The sequence below is a fragment of the Brachybacterium horti genome (assembly GCF_054777615.1).
In genome coordinates this window covers 43,712-64,343 of the sequence record NZ_BAAHAM010000003.1, presented here as the reverse complement: position 1 = coordinate 64,343, position 20,632 = coordinate 43,712, and the positions used below count along the sequence as shown (strand labels likewise).

Annotated in this window: 20 protein-coding genes, 1 tRNA gene and 1 riboswitch; of the genes, 10 read left to right on the top strand and 11 right to left on the bottom strand. The window is 74.3% G+C overall.

Going from position 1 to position 20,632, the window contains the following annotated elements:
* Window positions 1-35: 35 nt before the first annotated feature.
* Window positions 36-1,526 (bottom strand): malate:quinone oxidoreductase, encoded by a 1,491-nt coding sequence (locus ACYVAP_RS09715; RefSeq protein WP_498860497.1) that lies wholly within the window; start codon window positions 1,524-1,526, stop codon window positions 36-38.
* A gap of 316 nt (window positions 1,527-1,842) precedes the next feature.
* On the opposite strand from ACYVAP_RS09715, the gene ACYVAP_RS09710 reads away from it, so the two are divergent.
* From ACYVAP_RS09710 to ACYVAP_RS09700, 3 genes are all read left to right on the top strand, one after another.
* Window positions 1,843-4,434 (top strand): ATP-dependent Clp protease ATP-binding subunit, encoded by a 2,592-nt coding sequence (locus ACYVAP_RS09710; protein WP_498860496.1) that lies wholly within the window; start codon window positions 1,843-1,845, stop codon window positions 4,432-4,434.
* Window positions 4,435-4,520: 86 nt separating this feature from the next.
* Window positions 4,521-5,321 (top strand): DedA family protein, encoded by an 801-nt coding sequence (locus ACYVAP_RS09705; RefSeq protein WP_498860495.1) that lies wholly within the window; start codon window positions 4,521-4,523, stop codon window positions 5,319-5,321.
* On the top strand, window positions 5,318-5,815 hold the full coding sequence (locus ACYVAP_RS09700; protein ID WP_498860494.1) for an amino-acid N-acetyltransferase: 498 nt from the start codon (window positions 5,318-5,320) through the stop codon (window positions 5,813-5,815). The genes ACYVAP_RS09705 and ACYVAP_RS09700 overlap by 4 nt, the downstream gene beginning before the upstream one ends.
* 34 nt (window positions 5,816-5,849) lie before the next feature.
* Here ACYVAP_RS09700 and ACYVAP_RS09695 read toward each other — a convergent pair whose 3' ends face one another.
* The 5 genes from ACYVAP_RS09695 to ACYVAP_RS09675 all read right to left on the bottom strand — a co-directional run bounded on the left by ACYVAP_RS09695 (window position 5,850) and on the right by ACYVAP_RS09675 (window position 9,194).
* Window positions 5,850-6,740 (bottom strand): HhH-GPD family protein, encoded by an 891-nt coding sequence (locus ACYVAP_RS09695; protein ID WP_498860493.1) that lies wholly within the window; start codon window positions 6,738-6,740, stop codon window positions 5,850-5,852.
* A 129-nt stretch (window positions 6,741-6,869) separates the two neighbouring features.
* Window positions 6,870-7,271: a large conductance mechanosensitive channel protein MscL gene (gene mscL, locus ACYVAP_RS09690; protein ID WP_498860492.1), complete on the bottom strand. Its 402-nt coding sequence runs from the start codon at window positions 7,269-7,271 to the stop codon at window positions 6,870-6,872.
* A 47-nt stretch (window positions 7,272-7,318) separates the two neighbouring features.
* Window positions 7,319-7,966 carry an SAF domain-containing protein gene (locus ACYVAP_RS09685; protein ID WP_498860491.1) on the bottom strand — a complete coding sequence of 216 codons (648 nt, stop codon included), beginning with the start codon at window positions 7,964-7,966 and terminating at the stop codon, window positions 7,319-7,321.
* A 128-nt stretch (window positions 7,967-8,094) separates the two neighbouring features.
* Window positions 8,095-8,424, bottom strand: a complete 330-nt coding sequence (locus ACYVAP_RS09680) for an FmdB family zinc ribbon protein (protein ID WP_498860490.1) — start codon at window positions 8,422-8,424, stop codon at window positions 8,095-8,097.
* Window positions 8,425-8,492: 68 nt separating this feature from the next.
* Entirely contained in the window at window positions 8,493-9,194 is a 702-nt protein-coding gene (locus ACYVAP_RS09675) for a 5-formyltetrahydrofolate cyclo-ligase (protein ID WP_498860489.1), read from the bottom strand.
* Window positions 9,195-9,232: 38 nt separating this feature from the next.
* On the opposite strand from ACYVAP_RS09675, the gene ACYVAP_RS09670 reads away from it, so the two are divergent.
* The 6 genes from ACYVAP_RS09670 (at window position 9,233) to ACYVAP_RS09645 (ending at window position 14,588) form a co-directional block, all read left to right on the top strand.
* Window positions 9,233-9,880 carry a GNAT family N-acetyltransferase gene (locus tag ACYVAP_RS09670; RefSeq protein ID WP_498860488.1) on the top strand — a complete coding sequence of 216 codons (648 nt, stop codon included), beginning with the start codon at window positions 9,233-9,235 and terminating at the stop codon, window positions 9,878-9,880.
* A gap of 121 nt (window positions 9,881-10,001) precedes the next feature.
* The gene (locus tag ACYVAP_RS09665) at window positions 10,002-10,868 is read left to right on the top strand and encodes a hypothetical protein (RefSeq protein ID WP_498860487.1); all 867 of its coding nucleotides are present in this window, start codon (window positions 10,002-10,004) and stop codon (window positions 10,866-10,868) included.
* Window positions 10,869-10,894: 26 nt separating this feature from the next.
* Complete coding sequence (locus ACYVAP_RS09660; protein ID WP_498860486.1) at window positions 10,895-12,130, top strand: type III PLP-dependent enzyme domain-containing protein; 1,236 nt, start codon at window positions 10,895-10,897, stop codon at window positions 12,128-12,130.
* Window positions 12,131-12,171: 41 nt separating this feature from the next.
* Entirely contained in the window at window positions 12,172-13,497 is a 1,326-nt protein-coding gene (locus ACYVAP_RS09655; protein ID WP_498860485.1) for an FAD-binding oxidoreductase, read from the top strand.
* 23 nt (window positions 13,498-13,520) lie between these two features.
* Window positions 13,521-14,438 carry an inositol monophosphatase family protein gene (locus ACYVAP_RS09650; protein ID WP_498860484.1) on the top strand — a complete coding sequence of 306 codons (918 nt, stop codon included), beginning with the start codon at window positions 13,521-13,523 and terminating at the stop codon, window positions 14,436-14,438.
* Window positions 14,439-14,515: 77 nt separating this feature from the next.
* Window positions 14,516-14,588: transfer RNA gene (locus ACYVAP_RS09645), tRNA-Ala, on the top strand.
* 205 nt (window positions 14,589-14,793) lie between these two features.
* Here the strand turns inward: ACYVAP_RS09645 and ACYVAP_RS09640 are convergent.
* The gene (locus ACYVAP_RS09640; protein WP_264449471.1) at window positions 14,794-14,970 is read right to left on the bottom strand and encodes a hypothetical protein; all 177 of its coding nucleotides are present in this window, start codon (window positions 14,968-14,970) and stop codon (window positions 14,794-14,796) included.
* Window positions 14,971-15,309: 339 nt separating this feature from the next.
* Between ACYVAP_RS09640 and ACYVAP_RS09635 the strand changes: the two genes are divergently transcribed.
* Window positions 15,310-16,989, top strand: coding sequence for a sigma-70 family RNA polymerase sigma factor (locus ACYVAP_RS09635; RefSeq protein WP_498860483.1), 1,680 nt, complete (start codon window positions 15,310-15,312; stop codon window positions 16,987-16,989).
* Window positions 16,990-17,095: 106 nt separating this feature from the next.
* Here the strand turns inward: ACYVAP_RS09635 and ACYVAP_RS09630 are convergent, their stop codons facing one another.
* The 4 genes from ACYVAP_RS09630 to thiM all read right to left on the bottom strand — a co-directional run bounded on the left by ACYVAP_RS09630 (window position 17,096) and on the right by thiM (window position 20,481).
* Window positions 17,096-17,515: a DUF6314 family protein gene (locus tag ACYVAP_RS09630; RefSeq protein ID WP_498860482.1), complete on the bottom strand. Its 420-nt coding sequence runs from the start codon at window positions 17,513-17,515 to the stop codon at window positions 17,096-17,098.
* Window positions 17,516-17,519: 4 nt separating this feature from the next.
* Window positions 17,520-19,001 (bottom strand): bifunctional hydroxymethylpyrimidine kinase/phosphomethylpyrimidine kinase, encoded by a 1,482-nt coding sequence (locus tag ACYVAP_RS09625; protein WP_498860481.1) that lies wholly within the window; start codon window positions 18,999-19,001, stop codon window positions 17,520-17,522.
* Window positions 18,998-19,666, bottom strand: a complete 669-nt coding sequence (thiE, locus tag ACYVAP_RS09620) for a thiamine phosphate synthase (protein ID WP_498860480.1) — start codon at window positions 19,664-19,666, stop codon at window positions 18,998-19,000. Before thiE ends, ACYVAP_RS09625 begins: the two co-directional genes overlap by 4 nt.
* Complete coding sequence (gene thiM / locus ACYVAP_RS09615; RefSeq protein ID WP_498860479.1) at window positions 19,663-20,481, bottom strand: hydroxyethylthiazole kinase; 819 nt, start codon at window positions 20,479-20,481, stop codon at window positions 19,663-19,665. Before thiM ends, thiE begins: the two co-directional genes overlap by 4 nt.
* Window positions 20,472-20,566, bottom strand: a riboswitch (TPP riboswitch). It overlaps the preceding gene by 10 nt.
* Window positions 20,567-20,632 lie beyond the last annotated feature (66 nt).

Here is a 20,632-nt window from a genome sequence, read left to right as displayed (position 1 = left end):
TCCGGGTCCGCGGCCCCGGGAGGGCCGCCTGGTGGTCAGTCGTGGGTGAGGCCGAGGGCCGCGGCGGTGCGCTCGAGGGAGGCGTGCGCGGCGTCGGCGTCCGAGGAGAGCTGGGTGCCCCAGCTGGGCACCATGCGCGCGATGATCGGGCGCCAGGCGACCTGGCGCTCGGGGAACATGCGCGTCAGCAGGCGGATCATGATGTCCGTCGCGGTCGAGGCGCCGGGGGAGGCCCCGAGCATGCCGCCGATCGAGCCGTCCGCCGCGGTGATCACCTGGGTGCCGAACTGCAGCACGCCGTGCTTGTCCTTGTCCGGGGCGATGACCTGGACCCGCTGGCCGGCGGTGATCTGCTCCCAGTCCTCCGGCCGCGCCGAGGGCATGTACTCCTCGAGCGCCGCGAAGCGCTGCTTCGACGTCGCGGCGAGCTGGGAGGCGAGGTACGTCATGAGGTCGAGGTTCGGCGGCGCCACGGCCATCATGCGGGTGACGTTCTTCGGCGTGATCGAGGCGAAGAGGTCGGTGTAGCTGCCGGTCTTGAGGAACTTCGGGGACCAGCCGGCGTACGGTCCGAACATGAGCGAGCGCTCGCCGTCGATGTACCGGGTGTCGAGGTGGGGCACGCTCATCGGCGGGGCGCCGACGGCGGCCTTGCCGTAGACCTTCGCGTCGTGACGGGCGATCACCTCGGGGTTCGTGCAGCGCAGCCACTGCCCGGAGATCGGGAAACCGCCGAAGCCGTCGATCTCGGGGATCCCGGCCTTCTGCAGCAGCGGCAGGGCGGCGCCGCCCGCGCCGACGAAGACGAACGGGGTGCGCACGACCCGGGTCTCGCCGGTGCTCGTGGAGCGGGACATGACGCCCCAGTCCGTGCCCATGCGGCGCAGGTCCACGACCTCCCAGCCGGTGCTGACGGTCGTGCCGACGCGGCGGGCGTGCTCGAGCAGCAGACCGGTCAGCGCGCCGAAGTCGACGTCGGTGCCGTCCGGCGACCAGGTCGCGGCGACCGTCTCGGTGACGGGGCGGTCCTGCGCGATGAGCGGCGCCCACTCGGCGAGCTGGGCGTGCTCCGTCGTGAAGCGCATCCGGTCGAACAGGGGGTTCGCGATGAGCGCCTCGTGGCGGCGGCGCAGGTAGTCCACGCTGTCGATCCCGTGGACGAAGCTCATGTGGGGCACGGAGTGGATGAACGCGCCGGGGTCCCCGATGCGGTCGTTCTCCACGAGGTGCGCCCAGAACTGGCGGCTCACCTGGAACTGCTCGTTGATCGTGATGGCCTTGGCGGGGCTCACCGAGCCGTCGACGTCCTGCGGCGTGTAGTTGAGCTCGCACAGCGCGCTGTGGCCGGTGCCGGCGTTGTTCCAGCCGTCGCTCGACTCGAGGCCGATGTCGTCGAGCTTCTCGATCACCTGCACGTCCCAGCCGGGCTCGAGCTCGCTGATCATCGCCGCGAGGGTCGCGCTCGCGATGCCCCCGCCGATCAGCACCGCGTCCGCGCGGGTCACGTCCACCCTGAGGTCAGCCATGTCTCTCCGTTCCAGCTGGTTCGTGTGCTCCCGGCGACGCACGGCCCCCGCATCGCCGCGGGGGTGCGGGCGCGCCTGCCGGGCGGCCGCGTCCCAGCGTATCCCCCCCTGGCCTGTGCACGCTCCGCGCTCTCACCCCGGCCCGGGTCCACGAGCCCGCTGCGGTAGGCGGTGACGACGGCCTGGGTGCGGTCGCGGGCGCCGAGCTCGGCGAGCGCACCGGGGGCGGCGTCGTCACGCCCGCGGCGAACAGCACTGGCCCCTCCGGGATTCGCGCGTAGTCTCGATCCATCACCACCACGAATGGGGGAGGACCATGTTCGAACGGTTCACCGACCGGGCCCGCCGCGTCGTCGTCCTGGCACAGGACGAGGCTCGCCTGCTCAACCACAACTACATCGGCACCGAGCACATCCTGCTCGGCCTGATCCACGAGAACGAGGGCGTGGGCGCGAAGGCCCTCGAGGCCCTCGGCGCCACGCTCGACGCCGTCCGCGAGCAGGTGCGCGACATCATCGGCGAGGGCAACCAGACGCCGAGCGGGCACATCCCCTTCACGCCCCGTGCGAAGAAGGTGCTCGAGCTGTCCCTGCGCGAGGCGCTGCAGCTGGGCCACAACTACATCGGCACCGAGCACATCCTGCTGGGTCTGCTGCGCGAGGGCGAGGGGACGGCCGTCAAGGTCCTGTCCCGCCTGAAGGCCGAGCCCGCCGCCGTGCGCCAGGAGGTCATCGAGCGCCTCTCCGGGTACCAGGGCAAGGAGCCGGCCGCCGCCGGCGGCCCCGCCGAGGGCCAGCCCGCCGGATCGCTCGTGCTGGACCAGTTCGGCCGCAACCTCACCCAGGCCGCGCGCGAGGGCAACCTCGATCCCGTCATCGGGCGCGAGCACGAGGCCGAGCGCGTCATGCAGGTGCTCAGCCGTCGCACCAAGAACAACCCGGTGCTGATCGGTGAGCCGGGCGTCGGCAAGAGCGCCGTCGTCGAGGGCCTCGCCCAGTCGATCGTCGCCGGGGACGTCCCCGAGACGCTCAAGGACAAGCAGCTCTACACGCTCGACCTCGGCTCCCTCGTGGCGGGCTCCCGCTACCGCGGCGACTTCGAGGAGCGCCTGAAGAAGGTGCTCAAGGAGATCCGCACGCGCGGCGACATCATCCTGTTCATCGACGAGATCCACACCCTCGTCGGGGCCGGTGCCGCCGAGGGCGCGATCGACGCGGCCAGCATCCTCAAGCCGATGCTCGCCCGCGGCGAGCTGCAGACCATCGGTGCGACCACGCTCGAGGAGTACCGCAAGCACATCGAGAAGGACGCGGCCCTCGAGCGTCGCTTCCAGCCGATCACCGTCGACGAGCCCTCGATCGTCCACACCATCGAGATCCTCAAGGGCCTGCGGGACCGCTACGAGGCGCACCACAAGGTGACCATCACCGACAGCGCCCTCGTCGCCGCCGCGAACCTCGCGGACCGCTACGTCAACGACCGCTTCCTCCCGGACAAGGCGATCGACCTGATCGACGAGGCCGGCGCGCGCCTGCGCATCCGCCGTCTCACCGCCCCGCCGGAGCTCAAGGCCTTCGACACCCGCATCGAGGAGACGCGGAAGAAGAAGGAGGAGGCGATCGACGCGCAGGACTTCGAGCTCGCCGCGAGCCTCCGCGACGAGGAGCAGAAGCTCAAGACCGAGCGCGACGAGAAGGAGAAGGCCTGGCGCCACGGCGAGTCCGACGCCGTCACGACCGTCTCCGAGGAGGTCATCGCCGAGGTCCTCGCTGCCTCGACCGGCATCCCGATCGTCAAGCTCACCGAGGAGGAGTCCTCGCGGCTGCTCCACATGGAGGACGAGCTGCACAAGCGCGTCATCGGCCAGGACGAGGCCATCAAGGCGCTGTCCCAGGCGATCCGCCGCACGCGTGCGGGTCTGAAGGATCCCAAGCGTCCCGGCGGCTCGTTCATCTTCGCCGGCCCCACGGGCGTCGGCAAGACGGAGCTGGCCAAGGCCCTCGCCGAGTTCCTCTTCGGCGACGAGGACTCCCTCATCCAGCTGGACATGTCCGAGTTCGGCGAGAAGCACACGGCCTCGCGCCTGTTCGGCTCGCCCCCCGGGTACGTCGGCTACGACGAGGGCGGCCAGCTCACCGAGAAGGTGCGCCGCAAGCCGTTCAGCGTGGTGCTGTTCGACGAGGTGGAGAAGGCCCACGTGGACATCTTCAACTCGCTCCTGCAGATCCTCGAGGACGGCCGCCTGACCGACTCGCAGGGCCGGGTGGTCGACTTCAAGAACACCGTCATCATCATGACCACCAACCTGGGCACCCGCGACATCGCCAAGGGCGTGTCGATGGGCTTCCAGGCCGGCGGCGACCTGTCCACGGACTACGAGCGGATGAAGTCGAAGGTCCACGAGGAGCTCAAGCAGCACTTCAAGCCCGAGTTCCTCAACCGCGTCGACGACGTGGTCGTGTTCCCGCAGCTCTCGCAGTCGGAGATCGTCGAGATCGTGGACCTCATGGTCGCGAAGCTCGAGACCCGCCTCCAGGAGAAGGAGATGAGCCTCGAGCTCACCGCTCCGGCGAAGGCGCTCCTCGCGGAGAAGGGCTACGACCCGGTGCTGGGCGCCCGGCCCCTGCGCCGCACGATCCAACGGGACATCGAGGACGTGCTGTCCGAGAAGATCCTCTTCGGCCAGGTGCGGGTGGGCGACGAGATCGTCATCGACGCGCAGGGCGAGGGGCTGCTCGGGGAGCTCACCTTCTCCCGTCGCGGTGAGGACGGCTCCCTCGAGCCGATCAGCGACACCATCGACGTGGAGCGGATGACCGAGGCGCGGTCGGACGAGGTCGCGCATCCGGACGCCGACGGGCGCACGGACGCGGACTCCTCCGACAGCGCGGAGGCCAACGCCTCCTGATCGCCGCGGGCCGGTCCCCACCCTCCGGGGCGGGGGCCGGCCCGTCCTCAATCCGGGCACGCGCCCGGGGAAGCGAGCGGCAGCCCGTGCAGCACTTCCTGGACCAGGTGCTCCACCTCTCGGGAATCCTCGAGGAGTGGATCCTCGGCGTCGCCGACGCCTGGTGGGTGCACCTGATGGTGTACCTCTTCGCCGCGTTCGACGGCTTCTTCCCGTCCGTGCCCAGCGAGTCGACGATCGTCACGCTCTCCTCGCTGTGGGCCTCCTCGGGCCGCCCGTCGATCATCCTCGTGGGCCTGGCCGCCTGGCTCGGCGCCTGGACCGGTGACAACCTCGGCTACCTGCTGGGGCGGACCATCGGCTGGCAGCGCTTCCGCTTCCTGCGGGAGGGCAAGGGCCGCCGGGCGGTCGAGGCGGCGGAGCGCGGCCTGCAGCGGCGCGCGCTGATCTTCCTCATGACGGCGCGCTACATCCCCTTCGGCCGCACCGCCGTGAACCTCGTGGCCGGGGCCGTGCGCTACCCGCACCGCGAGTTCTGGCCGCGCTCGCTGCTCTCGACCTTCGTGTGGGCCGTGTACTCGTGCGCGATCGGCTCCCTCGCGGGTGCCTGGTTCGAGGACAACCACCTGCTCGCGATCACCGTCGCGCTCATCGCCGCGGTGGTCCTCGCGCTCGTCGTCGAGCGCGTCATCAACGCCGTCCACCGGGTGCTCGACCGGCGCGCCGACCGTCGCGCCGCCGAGGAGGGCGCCGCCGGGGTCGACGCTGCGGGGTCCACGTCCGACGACACCGCCGATGCCGATACCGCGTCCGAAGGCGACCGCACCGGGCACCTCGTCGCCCCCGGCGCCGAACCGACCTCGTCCCCCGAGGAGACCCGCCCGTGACCATCTCGATCCGCCTCGCCCTGCCGGCCGACGTCCGCGGCATCAACGCGCTCGTGGAGCCGCTCGCCCACGGCGGGATCCTGCTGGGCAAGGATCTCGTCTCCTTCTACGAGGCGGTCCAGGAGTTCCTGGTCGCCGTCGACGAGGACGGGACGGTCGTCGGCTGCGGGGCGCTGCACGTCATGTGGGAGGACCTCGCCGAGGTGCGCACCCTCGCCGTGAGCGAGGCCCTGCGCGGCACCGGCACCGGCCACCGGATGCTCGAGGCGCTGCTGCAGCGCGCCCGGGACCTGGGCCTGTCCCGCGTGTTCTGCCTGACCTTCGAGACGGAGTTCTTCTCCCGCCACGGCTTCGAGGAGATGGAGGAGGTCGTCGACCCGGAGCTGTACAGTCAGCTGCTGCGCTCCCCGGACGAGGGCATCGCCGAGTTCCTCGACCTCGCCCGCGTCAAGCCCAACACCCTCGGCAACACCCGGATGATCGTCCGCCTCTGAGGCGCGGTGCACGTCCCCGCGCAGGGGCAGGTGCTCAGGGGAGACGGACCTGCTCGCCCTCGCGCACGGCGAGGCCGTCCGTGAGCAGCGAGGCCAGGCAGCGTGCGACGCGGGCGGGGTCGGCGGGATCGAGCGCGTCGAGCGCGGTGACCGCGACTGCGCCGTGCTCCCGCAGCTGCGCCATGATCTGTCCGCGCATCTCGCGGTCGGTGCCGGCGAAGGCCTGGGAGCGGCGGGCCCCGGGTTCCGGCTCCGGCCTCCCCGCCGCGACCCAGGCGCAGGAGTGCGAGGCGAGCGGGCACTGCTCGCAGCGCGGGGAGCGGGCCGTGCACACGAGCGCCCCGAGCTCCATGACGGCCTGGTTCCAGCGGACGGAGCGGGGGACGTCCTGCGGGACCGCGGCGGTGATCCGGGCGCGCTCGGCGGCGGTGTAGGACCGTGCGGGGAGCGGGTCGCCCTGCACGGCGCGGGCGATCACCCGGCGCACGTTGGTGTCCGCGACGACGGCGCGGTCGTGATGGGCGAAGGCGGTGACGGCCGCCGCGGTGTACTCGCCGATCCCGGGCAGGGCGCGCAGTGCGTCCTCGCCGCGGGGCACCACGCCGTCGTGCTCGCGGACGATCGCGCGGGCGCAGTCCTGCAGGCGCAGCGCGCGGCGGGGGTATCCGAGCCGGTCCCACGCCCGCAGCACCTCGGCGGTCGGCGCGGCGGCGAGGTCCGCAGGGGTGGGCCAGCGGGCCATCCAGTCGATCCAGCGGGGGAGGACCCGCACGACCGGGGTCTGCTGGAGCATGATCTCGGAGACGAGGATCCCCCAGGCACCGGCCTCCGGGAGACGCCACGGGAGCTCCCGCGCGGACTGCTCGTACCAGGCGAGGACGGCGTCGACCGCGCCGGTCGTGAGCGGGGCGGTGGTCTCGGGCACCTCGGGACCGTACACCGCTGCGGCCCCAACACGCACGACGGCGGGGCGGGACCCGGAGGTCCCGCCCCGCCGTGGGGTCGATCCGCCGAGCGGATCGCGCCGAGAAGGCGCCTCAGGCAGATCCGAGGATCAGGCCTGGGGGTTCGAGTTCGTGCGCAGGGCGTCACGGATCTCGGTGAGGAGGACGATGTCCTCGGGCGCCGCCTCGACCTCGGCCGGCTTGTTGCGGTTCGCGAACTCGCGAGCCTTCGTCATCGGCAGGACGAAGACGAAGTACACGACCGCGGCCGTGATGAGGAAGGTGATGATCGCGGAGATCAGCGCGCCGACGTTGATGAAGGTGTTCTCGTTGCCGTCGATGATCTGGTAGCCCAGACCGATGCTGCCGGCACCGCCGGCCGCGGCGACGACCGGGTTGATGATGTAGTCGACGAAGCCGGTCACGAGTGCGGTGAAGGCGCCGCCGATGACCACGCCGACGGCGAGATCGATGACGTTGCCCTGCATCACGAAGTCCTTGAAGCCCTTCATGGGTCTCATCCTTTGCTGGGGGAGGGGACGGGGATATCGGTGGGACTCTAGCCGACGACCGAGACCGTCAACCATCCGCCACGCTGCGCCGCAGCGAGCTCGTCGGTTCCCGCACGATCGATCGCCACGAGCAGCTCGACGGTGCCGCCGCTCCCGGTGCCGGCGATCGGTACGCCCTCCGGTGACCCGTCGGCCACCTCGATCACCCGTGCCGGGACGCGTCGGGCGAGCCCGCTCTCCGGATCCGGCGCGAGGATCTCGAGCGTGGTGCCGGTCGAGAGGTGCGCGGCCAGCGCGGCCGGCGCCTCGACGACCATGAGCGCCTCGCCGGTGCCGGGGCCGCTGACCCCGCCCCCGCGCATGAGCGCAGGGTGGAGCGTCGTGCCCGCGGGGATCGCGAGGGCGGTGCGGCTGCCCAGCAGCGCGGCCGGGTCGGAGACGGCTCCCGGCGGCACGAGCTGATCCGCGACGCGCACCGTGGTGAGATCTGCCGAGGTCAGGGGCTGCGCCGGGTCGAGGTCCCGGGCGGCGACCACGACCTCCGTGCCGCGCGCGCCCGGCGGGACCACGGCCGCGGCGATGCCGGGCAGCGCGGTCGCGGTGAGCGCCGCGGCGAGCAGCAGCAGGAGCAGGCGACGCCGGCGGCGCAGGGCGCGGCGCCAGAGCGGGAGACGGGCACGGATCCTCGGGAGCATGCCCGCACCGTAGGGCGGCGCGGGGCGCGCGACGGTCGCCCGTCGGCCCGCTGTGGACGGGGCGGTGATGGGGAGGAGAGACCCTCACGCCCCTCGGCGCCGGTGGGCCGAGCCCGGGCGCGCGCGGATCAGGAGGAGGCGGCCTGCGAGGAGGACGAGGAGCTGCTCGAGCTCGCGGCGGCCGGCGCGGAGGTGCTCGGGGCGGGCGTGGCCGGCGCCGGGGTGTTCGAGGCGGAGCCGCTCTCCGAGGAGCTCGCGGGACCGGTGCTGGCGCCCGCGGACTTCGCATCGGTCGAGTAGAAGCCGGAGCCCTTGAAGACCACGCCCACGGAGTCGAAGACCTTGCGCAGCGCGTCCTGTGCGCACTCGGGACACGTCACGAGGGAGTCCTCGGAGAAGGACTGGTACTTCTCGAAGCGGTGACCGCAGTTCTTGCAGGCGTAGACATAGGTGGGCACGCGGGATCCTCCGGGATGAGCTGGGGCCCCGGCCTCGGGGCCGGGTCGATTCTACGACCGCGGCGTGCTCATGCCCCTGTGCCGTCCCCCACGCGCTCGAGACCCTCCGCCGTGAGCACCTCGGCGACGGGCCGGTCGAAGCCCTCCCGGGGCAGCGCCCCGGCGGCGAGCACCTCCGTCGGATGCACGACGGCGACCACGCGGACCCGCGCCGCCGGGGCGAGCGCCCGGTCGTAGTAGCCGCCGCCGTGCCCCAGCCGCGTCCCCGAGCGGTCCACCGCGAGCGCCGGGGCGAGCACGAGGTGCGCTGCGGCGAGCGCCCCCGCGCCGAGTCGGTCCCCGGTGGGCTCCGCCCCGAACCCGCCCGAGGGGGAGGGGGTGAAGGCCTCCTCGTCCCCGTCCCAGAGGACCCAGTCGAGCTCCTCCCCTCCGGCCGCGACGGGGAAGAGGATCCCGGCGCCGGCCTCCGCGAGGGCGACGGCGAGCGGCATGACGTCCGCCTCGGTGGGGAGCGGGCGGAAGCAGGCGACGAGGACGGGCTCCCGGCCGGTTCGGGCGACGGCCGCCGTGACCTCGGCGACGATGCCGGAGGCGCCGGCGAGGATCCGTGAGGCCTCCTCCTCGCGCCGCCGGGCGCCCTCCTCCCCGGCATAGCGTGCGCGGCGTGCACCGCGCAGGGCACGGCGCAGTCGCCGCTTGACCTCCTGCGGCGCGTCCTCGCCTCCCTCCGCGCCGTGCGTGGGCTCGCCCGTGCCGCTGTCGTCCACCATCGCGCCAGGGTGACACAGATCGCGTCTACGATGGCGCGATGGTGCACGTGTGGCCGCTGACCCTGCGCGACGAGGAGCTCGTCCTGCGTCCGCTGCGCCGTCGGGACCGCTTCGTCCATGAGGGCCTGCGCGCACGCAATCACGAGTGGCTCCGTCCCTGGGACGCGACCGACCCCACCCGGCCCGGCCGCCCGCCGGGCTTCACGGCGCTGCGCCGATGGAGCGAGTCGCAGGCCCGGCAGGGTCTCGCCGTGCCGCTCGTCATCACCGTCGACGGCCGCCTGCTGGGGCAGATCACCGCGGGACCGCTCCAGTACGGAGCGCTGCGCACCGCGGTGCTGGGCTACTGGATCGACGAGGGCGCCGCGGGCCGCGGCTACGTGCCTCGCGCCGCCGCGCTGCTCATGGACCACCTGTTCGTCGAGATGGGCATGCACCGGGTCGAGATGACCGTGCGCCCGGAGAACACGGCCAGCCTGCGCGTGGTCGAGAAGCTCCATCTGCGGGAGGAGGGGCTGCGGCGCGGCGCGATCCACGTCGACGGCGCCTGGCGGGACCACCTCATCTTCGCGATGACCGCGGAGGAGGCCGGGGAGATCGGCGAGGAGCACGATCCCCGCGGCGGGAAGGGCATCCTCGCGCGGCTGCACCGCGAGCACCCGCCGCACGTGCGGCGCCTCGCCTGAGCGGGCCCGCAGCGCCGGCGGCGAGGGAGCGGGCGGCCGACGGCATGTCGGGTCGATTCGGTGCCCGACACGCCCAGCGCGTGACCAGCCGAATCACACGAGTGTCATTACCCTGGTCCTCGTGGAGTCCATCAACCTCGGCGCCGTGCTGTTCGCCCTTCTGCTGCTGCTGTGGGTGCTGTACGCCCTGCCGCGCACCGCCGGCCGCCGCGACGTGATGGGCCGAGCCCGCCGGACCGAGTCCGCTCCCGTCGACGCGAAGTCCCGTGACCTCTCCGCGGCCGTCCACTCCCGCCGTACGTCCCGTGAGGTGAGTCCCCCCATGAGCCAGGACCGTCTGCTGCTGCGTCCCGCCGATCCCACCAGCCGCCCCCGCTTCGACGCGACGCCGGGGGAGCGGGTGGACCCGCTCGTCGAGGGCACCCGTCGCCGCGGTGCCATGAAGGTCGCGCTCGTCGTGCTCGGCCTCGCCGTGCTGGGCCTCACCGCCGGTGCCGTGCTCGGCGCGGTCCACTGGGTGCTCCCGCTGCTCGCCGCCCTGGTGCTCGCCGCGTACGTCGTGGGGCTGCGTCGTGCCGAGCTCGAGCGCCGCACCCGCGCCCGCCGCGCCGCCGCTCTCGCCCGCCTCGAGGAGTCCGATCGCGCCGAGGCCGCCGCCCGCGCCGCACGACCCGCGCCCGCCGCGTCGCGCCCCGCCCCGGAGCTCCCCGCGCGCACGCCCCTCGAGGACACCGCCGAGCGCGCCCAGGAGCACGTCTCCGCCCACGGCGAGTGGACGCCGCGCCCCGTGCCCCGCCCCACCTACGCTCTACGCGGCGAGGTCGAGGACCTCGCGAGCCGCCACGCCGCGCACCGCGAGTCCCTGCGGGCCTCGGTCGTGCCGCTCGAGCGCGACGGCGTCGAGGCGATCGAGGCGGCGGACGAGGTCACCACCGCCCCCGCGATGGACCTGGGCCTCGACGAGGTCCTCGCCCGCCGTCGGGCCTGAGCCCGCCCCACCGCCCGGGTCACCCGATGACCGCCGCCGGCTCGCGGATCGCCGCGATCGCCCGCGCCCTCGACGAGGAGGGGTACCGCGAGCGGCCGATCGCCGTCCTCGACCTCGACGCCTTCGACGCGAACCTCGAGGACCTCGCCCGCCGTGCGGGCGGCACCCCGATCCGCGTCGCCTCGAAGTCCCTGCGCGTGCGCGGCCTGCTCGAGCGGGCCCTCGCCCATCCGGCGACCCGCGGCGTGCTCGCCTTCACCCTCTCCGAGGCGCTCTGGCTCGTGCAGCGCGGCGTCGACGACGTGCTGCTCGCGTACCCGACGGCGGAGATCGGCGTGATCCGGAGCCTGTGCATGCTCCCCGGCACCCTCGAGGCCGTGACCCTCATGGTCGACGAGACCGCCCAGCTGGACATGATGGTCGCCGCGACGCGGGACCTCCGCCCCGGGCGCGACCGGCCGCCGCTGCGCGTCGCGATCGAGCTCGACGTCTCCTACGCGCCCGCGCCCGGGCTGCGCTTCGGCGCCCACCGCTCCCCGGTGCGCACCGCCGCGCAGGCCGCGGCTCTCGCCCGGGAGATCGCCGCCCGGCCCGCCCTGCGCCTCGTGGGGATGATGGCCTATGAGGGGCAGATCGCCGGGGTCACCGACGCGGCCCGCGGCCCGCACGGCGCCGCCGTGCGCACGATGAAGCGTCTCTCCCGCCCGGACGTCGCCCGTCGGCGGGCCGAGGCGGTCGCGGCGGTGCGGGAGGTGGCCGATCTCGAGCTCGTCAACGGCGGCGGCACCGGCTCGCTCGAGTCCACCGCTGCGGAGCCCGCGGTCACCGAGGTCGCCGCCGGGTCCGGTCTCATCGGCTCCGGCCTGTTCGACGGCTACCGCGACTTCGCCCCGCGCCCCGCCCTCCATATCGGGCTGTCCGTGGTCAGGCGCCCCGCGCGGGAGATCGCGACGCTGCTGGGCGGCGGGTGGGTGGCGAGCGGGCCACCCGGAGTGGACCGCCTCCCCACGATCGCGCACCCTGCGGGCCTGCGCTTCGCCCCGCAGGAGGCCGCCGGTGAGGTGCAGACGCCCGTCCTCGGCCCCGCCGCCGACCGGCTCCGGGTGGGGGACACCGTGTGGCTGCGCCATGCGAAGGCCGGCGAGCCCGCCGAGCACATCGGCGGCTACGTGCTCGTGGCGGGGGCGGGCACCGACGCGGAGCCGATCCGCGTCGAGGGCTGGCTGCCCACCTACCGCGGCGAGGGCGCCGCGTTCCTGTGAGCCGCTGACCTCCCGACCGTCCCGGAGCGAAGGAGCCCCGCATGCGCATGCCGCCCGTCCCGCACCGCACCTGGAGCGGCGCCCACCGCTGGACCCCGCAGCAGGTGCTCACGCCCGGGAGCGAGGAGGAGGTCCTCGACGCGATCGCCCTCGCCCGCACGCTCGGCACCGCGCTGCGGGTCGTGGGCGGCGGGCACTCCTTCACGCCGCTCGCCGCGACCGACGGCGTGCTCGTCTCCCTGGACCGGCACCGGGGCCTCGTCGCCGCGGATCCCACGACGGGCCTCGTGACCCTGCGCGGCGGCACCCGGCTGTGGGAGGTCGCCGGCCTCCTCGCACCCCACGGCCTCGCCCTCGAGATCATGGGCGACATCGACCGGCAGTCGATCGCCGGTGCGATACAGACCGGCACCCACGGCACCGGCGCCGCCTTCACCGGCTTCTCCGGCACGGTGCGCGCGCTCCGGCTCGCCCTCGCCGACGGCTCCGTCGTCGAGACCTCCCCGCAGCGGGACCCGGACCTGTTCCACGCCGCTCGCCTGGGCCTCGGTGCGATCGGGGTGGTGCTCGAGGTGACGCTGCGATGCGTGCCCCGCTACCGGCTCGCGCTCACCGAGGCGACGCGCCCGCTCGCGGAGACCGTCGGCGGGTTCCTCGAGCAGTCCTCCGCCGTCGACCACCACGAGTTCTTCTGGTTCCCGCGCACCGACCGCGCGACCGTGCGCAGCAGCACGCGCCTGCCCGCCGACGCCCCCGTGCACCGGCCCGGACGCGCCGCGGACCTCCTGCAGCGGGAGGTGCTCGGCAACGGCGCCTGGGAGCTGCTGTGCCGCGCGGCGAGCACGGTCCCGGCGCTCAGCCGGCCCGTCGGCGAGATCGCCTCCCGGGTCTTCGCCGGATCCCCGATGACCGATGACTCCGCCGCCGTCTACGCCGCCCCGCGCCGCGTGCGCTTCCACGAGTCGGAGTGGGCGATCCCCGCGGAGCGCTTCGAGGAGGCCTTCGCGGCACTGCGCCGCCGCTTCGAGCAGGAGCGCGTGCGCGTCACCTTCCCGCTCGAGATCCGCCGCGCCGCCGCGGACGACGTCTGGCTCTCCACCGCTCACGGCCGCGACACCGTCTACCTCGCCGCGCACCGCTACCACCGCGAGGACCCCGGCCCCTACCTCCTGCTCGTCCAGCGCACCCTCGCCCCCTTCGCCGCCCGGCCGCACTGGGGCAAGATGCACTGGCTCGGCGCGCGGGAGCTTCGCGCCCTCCACCCGCGCCTCGCGGACTTCACCGCCGTGCGCGCCGCGGCGGACCCGCAGGGACTGCTCCTCACCCCCTACCTGCGCCACCTGCTGGGAGCCGGTTCCCGTCCCTGAGCTGGACTCGTAGGCTGGCGGTGATGAACGCCGACACCCCCGCCCCCGTGCCCACCGTCCCCGCCGTGCCCGCCCCGCAGGAGCTGCTCGCGATCGCCGTCGCCGCCGCCCACGAGGCCGCCGAGTACATCCGCTCCCTGGACCGCGATCACCTCGCCCGCGAGTACAAGACGTCCAGCCACGACATCGTCACCGAGCACGACAAGCGCAGCGAGGAGATCATCGTCGCCTCCCTGCGTGCGGCGCTGCCGGGCTGCCGGATCGTGGGGGAGGAGGGCGGCGAGCGCACCGCCGCCCAGGCCGGCCCGGAGCAGGTCAGCTTCTACGTCGACCCGATCGACGGCACGAGCAACTTCGCCGCGGGGCTGCCGCTGTTTTGCGTCTCGATCGGCGTGGCCGTCGGCGCGGGGGAGCAGGAGCGCCTCGTCGCCGGGGTGATCGACGTGCCGATCCTCGAGCAGGTCTTCACCGCGGCCGACGGCCCCGCCGCGCTCAACGGCCGCGAGATCACGCCGCGGGCCACCCACGCCGCGGCGGACGCCCTGCTCGTCACCGGCTTCCCGAGCCAGCGCATCATCGAGGAGGAGCCGGAGGTCGCCGCCCGCGCCGCGACCGATCTGCACGTGGGCGTCTCCGCCGTGCGGCACCTGGGCTCCGCCGCGATCGAGCTCGCCTACGTCGCGGCCGGCTGGGCGGACGCCACCGGCCTCGGCTCCATCAACGCCTGGGACGTCGCCGCCGGGTTCCACATCCTCGAGCGCGCCGGCGGGTCCCTGCGCACCTGGCCCGCGCTCGGCGACGCCCGGCTCCCCGCGCACCACCAGCCCGCGTACGTCGCCTGCACCGGCCAGGAGCGGATCGAGGTCTTCGACCGCCTCCAGGACGAGCTGCAGGCGGCGCGCGAGGCACGGGCCGCCGGCGCTCCGGGCGCGCACGTGTGATCCTCGTCAATGGCGGCTGACCTGGTGTGCGAGCACCCTCCCGGCAGTGCTAACCTTTCCAGGTCGCTCGTTGACATGGGGCTATGGCGCAGTTGGTAGCGCGTCTCGTTCGCAATGAGAAGGTCGGGGGTTCGAATCCCCCTAGCTCCACCGCAGTGCAGAAGGGCCCTGGCTCCCGCCAGGGCCCTTCTGCTGTCCCCGCTCGGTGCGGGCCGTGCCATCCGGCTGCGACGAGGGCGGCAGGACCGGCCGACTCCCCTGGCATCGACCGATCCTTCTCCTCCTCGCTTCACCCCGACCCCCGTGCCGGCCGTCGGTGCGGACGCTCTCTGCCCGCGCCTCGGTCGTTCGCCCCTCAGGACGCCTCGCGGAACTCCCCGGCCGCGCTCAGCAAGGTCGTGACGGATGCCGCGGAGAGGGGACCCACGGTCACCTCCTCGCCGTCGGCCGTGCACGTGATCCAGAGCGATGTGCCGTCATGGATGATCGACAGGGCGTCGCCGTCGTCATCGGTCATCTCCAGGGTTCTCATGATCCTCCGTCAGTGGCTGGTGTGTCCCGTGGACCGCGCGGATGCGCCGTCTTCCTGATACACGTAGCTTGCGACACGATCATGACGGGAGAAAGAAAATTCAACGAGCCTCGATGTCGGATCTCATAGTTTCCGCTCGGTAGGTTGCTGACCGGTCATGGGAAATCTCGAGCGGGTGACGGCCCCGGCTCCCGTGTGGACCTCGCGATGAGGCGTGCGCCACGAGCCGGCGCTGCTGGAGGAGCGGAGGCCGCACCTCGGCGCGACGCGCGGCGTGATCTCTGCTTCTCTGGTGGCAAAGCGCACCAAACGGACGTTCCGACACGACAGGCTTCTGCCATGACCGATCCTCAGCCCGGCGATCCGCGGCGCGATGACGGCTCCTCGGACGAGGAGCTCGTCGCGCGCGTGCGCGCCGGAGACGTCGCCGCCTACGCCGTGCTCTACGACCGCCACCGCGATGCGGCGATCCACTACGCCCGACGCCGCAGCGGGACCGACGACGAGCAGGACGTGGCACAGGCGGCCTTCCTCAAGGTCCTCACGGCACTCCTCGCCGGAGGAGGACCGAGGGACGGCTTCACCCCGTATCTCCTGCGCGTCGTGCGCAACGAGGCCATCGACCGTTCGCGCCGGACGCACGAGACGCCCGTCGAGGACGTGCAGATGGTCGGCGCGGACGATCTCGTCGTCCGTGAGGACGCTGATCTCCACGCGGAGCGCGAGCTGCTGAGGAGCGCCCTGGCCGAGCTGCCGCGCACGCAGCGGGAGGTCCTCTGGCTCACGGAGGTCGAGGGGCTCGCGCCGCGGGACGTGGCACCGCGGCTGGGCATGAGCGCGAACGCGGTCTCCCAGCTGGCACGACGGGGCCGTGAAGGGCTGCGGGCGACCTGGCTCCAGGCCCAGGTCGACACCCGCGGGGTCCGTCCCGAGTGCCGGCGCACGGTGGCCTCGCTCGGGGGCTACGAACGGGGGCGACTGAGCAGTGCCCGGCAGGCGGCCGGGGAGCGGCACCTCGACGGGTGTGCGGACTGCACGGCGCGTCTGGCGCGGCTGCGCCGACTCTCCGGGCGCATGCGGGGCGTCCTCCTCCCGCTCGTGCTGTCGAGCCCCGAGCTGCTGCGCTCGCAGTTCCCCCCGGCGGGGGCCACCGGCGTGACCGGAGCCGGCGCCCTGTCCGTCATCGAGGGAGCGCGCACCGCGCTCACGGGGACCCTCGCCACCCTCGGCGCCGCGGCGGTCGTTGTCGTGGGGGGCGCCGTGGCCCTGGACCCCACCGACGGCCCGTCCGGGTCGGGACACGCGAGCGCCACCGCGACCGTCGGGAGCGCGGGTGGATCGACGACCGACCCGGGTGCCACGGGATCAGGCACGCCCGTCGAGGCACCGTCGGCCGCGGCCTCCCCGGGTGGGAGCGGCGCGGACGCCCGTGGCACCGGCACCACGGACGAGGCCCCGACGGCGTCCACCTCGTCCGCGACCGCGGACCCCGCGGCGGGAGGGGGCTCCCGGCCGGGGGCGGGGTCGACCGATCCGACGGCGACCGGAGCGAGCAGCGCCGTGCCGTCGGGCAGCCCGAGCGGGCCGGAAGGCTCGACGGCTCCGGGCTCCGAGGGGCGGTCGGGAACGTCGGACGGGACGAGCGGGCCGCCCACGGGGGATCCCGCCTCGAGCTCGCCCCCCTCGGACGAGTCCACCGCGGTCCCGGAGCCCCGGTCCGGTCGCGGGCCGATGCGGCCGGTCGATCCGGTGCTGGGCACCCTCCCCGCCGAGGAGCCGACGACGGCGCCGGTCGAGGACTCGTCCGGCGACTCCTCCGCGAACGTCGACGAGGTCCCGACGGACGAGCCGCCCCAGGATCCGATCCTCGTGCCGCCCCCGCCTCCCGCGCCGCCGACCCGGGACCCGCTCCAGGGACGGCCGGTGCTCCCACCGGCCTCCAAGCCGGCGCCCACCGCCCCGCCCTCCTCCGGCGCCGGCGACGACGCGGAGGAGGACCGGGGCGAGGACGAGTTCTGACCGGCGTGATCCCGGGGCGGCCGGCGCCTGTCCCTCACCCCGCCTGGTCAGCGGCGCATGCAGGCCGGCACACCCGCCCCGGGGAGCGGCGCCCGGCGGCACGGTCTCACGGCGCGGGACGGCTGAGCACGGACGTGCTGCGGTAGTCCTTCGCCGGTCCCGTGACCTGCCAGGTCAGGGACCAGCGAAAGGCGCCCGACAGCTCCATCCGACCCCGGTACACGTCGCGACCGCACAGGTGCACGAGCGGCGCATCGACCTCCCAGCGGTGGAAGGGCGCACCGTCCGGAAGGTGCACCGACCACCCGTCGTCCCCTGCCCGGAGGATCCGCAGCACGCGGGAGACGGGCGCACGGTGGCCGTCGGCCCGCTCGAGCCGGCCCTCCTCCTGCCAGCGCACCTCCCCGACGCCGGTCCGCTCGAGCACTGTCGTGCCCGTCACGTGCAGCAGAGCGCCCGAGCGGTGGTCCTCGATGCGGCGATCGAGCGACCAGCTGCCGAGCAGCTCGAGCGGGGAGAGGGGCATCCGGTCACCCCCGGTCCACGGGATCCGCGAGCGGCGCGGCGAAGAAGTCCCGCTCGTGCCGCACGGAGACCAGGAAGGCGGTGCGCATGGCCTGGCGCACCGGGCTGCTCGCCCGTGCCGCGCAGGCCGTGACCAGCTCGATCGCGCGGAGCGTCTCGGCATGGAAGTCCGGGTCGCCGTAGGTCGCGAGCCAGTCCCCGTAGGGATGCCCCGCCGTCCCGGCGCGCGAGAGCCTGGCGCCCACGTCGTCGTAGATCCAGAAGCAGGGGAGCAGGGCCGCCGCGAGCTCCTCGTAGCGGCCGCGTGCCGCGAGGGCCAGGAGGTGGTCCACGTAGGCGCGGGTGGTCGCATCGGGCTGGGCCGCGAAGAGCTCCTCGGGGCCCAGGTGGCCCGCGTGCAGCTCGGTCTCCGCGGCGATCGCGCCCTGGGCGGCCCCGGCCCAAAAGACCTGCTCCCCGGCGGAGGGCGCGAGGGTCGACGCGGCGGCGAGGGCCCGCGAGTACTCCCGGAGGTAAAGCGCGTCCTGGGCGAGGTAGCGGTGGAACGCGGGGCGGGGGAGGCTGCCGTCGGCGAGGCCGCGCACCACGGGCAGCGCGTCGATCTGCGTGCGCAGCTCGGCGGCCGCCTCCCACCACTCCTCGGCGATCGTCGCCGCGGCCGGGGCATGGGTGCCGGCCGCCTCCCACAGCGCCGCGAAGTGGGAGACCGGCCCGCTGCCGCGCCCCACCTCGAGGGAGTCCGCGGCGGCGATCGCGCCCGCGAGCCAGACCTTCGCCCCGCGCACGGCGCCGGCCCAGTCCTCGCCGCGGCCGCGGAGGGTCGCGATCGCGGAGGAGAGCGAGCAGCCGGTGCCGTGCGTGTTCCGCGTCGCGATCCGCGCTCCGGGCAGCTCGGCGAGCACCCCCTCGGGGCCGACGAGGGCGTCGGGGGAGTCCGGCCCGCTCAGATGACCGCCCTTGGCGAGCACGAGCACCGCGTGGCGGGCGGCGAGCTCCTGCGCCTGGGCGAGGGCCTGCTCCCAGGTGCTCGCCTCGGGCTGCTCGGCGAGCACGGCGAGCTCGGGGAGGTTCGGGGTGACGAGGTGCGCATGGCGGAGCATGTCCCGCAGCGCCTGCTCGGCGGAGTCGTCGAGCAGGCGGTCTCCGCTCGCGGCGACCATGACCGGGTCGAGCACCACCACCGGGGGTCGCACGTCGTCCAGCCAGGCGGTGACCGTGTCGATGATCGTGCCGTCGAAGAGCATGCCGATCTTCACGGCGTCGATCGTGACGTCCTCGCTCACCGCCCGGAGCTGCGCGTCGAGGAAGGCGGGCGGCGGCACGTGGACCTCGCGCACGCCGCGGGTGTTCTGGGCGACGAGCGCGGTCGTCGCGGCCATGCCGTAGCCGCCGTTCGCGGCGATCGACTTGAGATCCGCCTGGATGCCGGCGCCGCCGGTGGGGTCGGTGCCGGCGATGCTGAGGACGCGGGGGACGGGGCGGCTCATCGGGCGTCCTCCCAGGCGCGGCGCAGCTCCGCCGCCGCGTCGAAGGGGGAGGGGGAGGAGCAGATCGCGGAGACGACGGCCGCGCCGTCGAGCCCCCCGCGGCGCAGGGCGGGCAGGTCCGCGGCGCTGATCCCGCCGATCGCGACGGCGGGCAGGGCGGTCGCGGCGGCGACGGCGGCGACGCCCTCGACCCCGATCACGGCGGGGGCGTCCGCCTTCGTGGTGGTGCCGTGCACGGCACCGATGCCGAGGTGGTCCGCACCGGCGGCCTCGGCCTCGCGGGCCATGGCGGCGGTCTGCGCGGAGACGCCGATGACGGCGTCCGGCCCGAGGATCCGGCGCACCAGGTGCGCGGGGAGGTCGGACTGGCCGACGTGCACCCCGGTGAGGCGCACGCCGGACTCCCGGGCGGCGAGGACCACGTCGAGGCGGTCGTCGACGATGATCGCGACCGACGGGGGCAGCGTCTCCGCGAGGGCCGCGCAGAAGGCGAGCGTGTCCCGGGTGGGGAGCTGCTTGTCGCGCACCTGGACGGCGGTGACGCCACCGGCGACGGCGTCCCGCACGGCGGTGACGGGGTCGTGGCCGGCCCGCTCGAGCTGGGGGCGGTCCACGACGAGGTAGAGGGAGAGATCGACCGCGGGACGGGCGTTCATCGTGGTCATCGCACCTTCGCCTGGTCGCGGACGTCCTGGGCGGTCAGCGCGTGGAGCCCGTCGAGGAGCCCGACGGCGAAGGAGCCGGGGTGCTCGGCGGTGCGGGCGGAGCGCTCGGCGGCGAGGGTGAGCACGGTCGTCGCGGCGACCGCGGCGACGAGGCGGTCCTCGACCACGGCGGCGAAGGCCGCGGTGATCCCGCCGAGCGCGCAGCCGGCGCCGGTGACCTTGGTGAGCAGGGGGCTGCCGGTGGCGACGCGCACCACCCGCTCCCCGTCGGTCACGAGGTCCACCGCGCCGGAGACGGCGACGACGGCGCCGGTGCCGCGGGCGAGGGACGTCGCCGCCTCGTGGGAGTCGTCGGCGGAGTCGATCGAGTCCGCGCCGCGGCCGCCGGCGGAGAGCCCCGCGAGGGCACGGATCTCGGAGGCGTTGCCGCGGATGATCGCGGGCCGCTGGCTCACGAGGCGCTCGGCGAGGGTCGTCCGCACGGGCAGGGTCCCGACCGCGACGGGGTCCAGCACCCAGGGGGTGCCGGCGGCGCGCGCGGCGGCGACGGCCTCGACCATCGCCTCCCGCTGCTCGGCGCCGGCGGTGCCGAGGTTCACGAGGACGCCGTCGGCGATCCCCGCGAAGATCCCGGCCTCCTCGGGCACTGCGACCATGGCGGGGGAGCCGCCCACGGCGAGCAGCGCGTTCGCGACGAGGTTCGTGGTGACCACGTTGGTCAGGCACTGCACGAGGGGGATCCGCGAGCGGACCTCCTCGAGGGCGGCCGCGAGGGCGGCCGGGTCGGTGGGGGCAGAGGCGTGCGCGAGTGTCATGGCGACATCCCTTCGCTAGTCCGAGCTAGATCAGGTTCGACGGGTGTCATCTCAGCCCGGTGCTCGGGCACCCCGTGTCACTGCAGGCCACCGTACGTGATCGCCGCCCGCGCGGGGGCGGCGTCCGCGGCCGGGCGGCCGACGTCGCCCC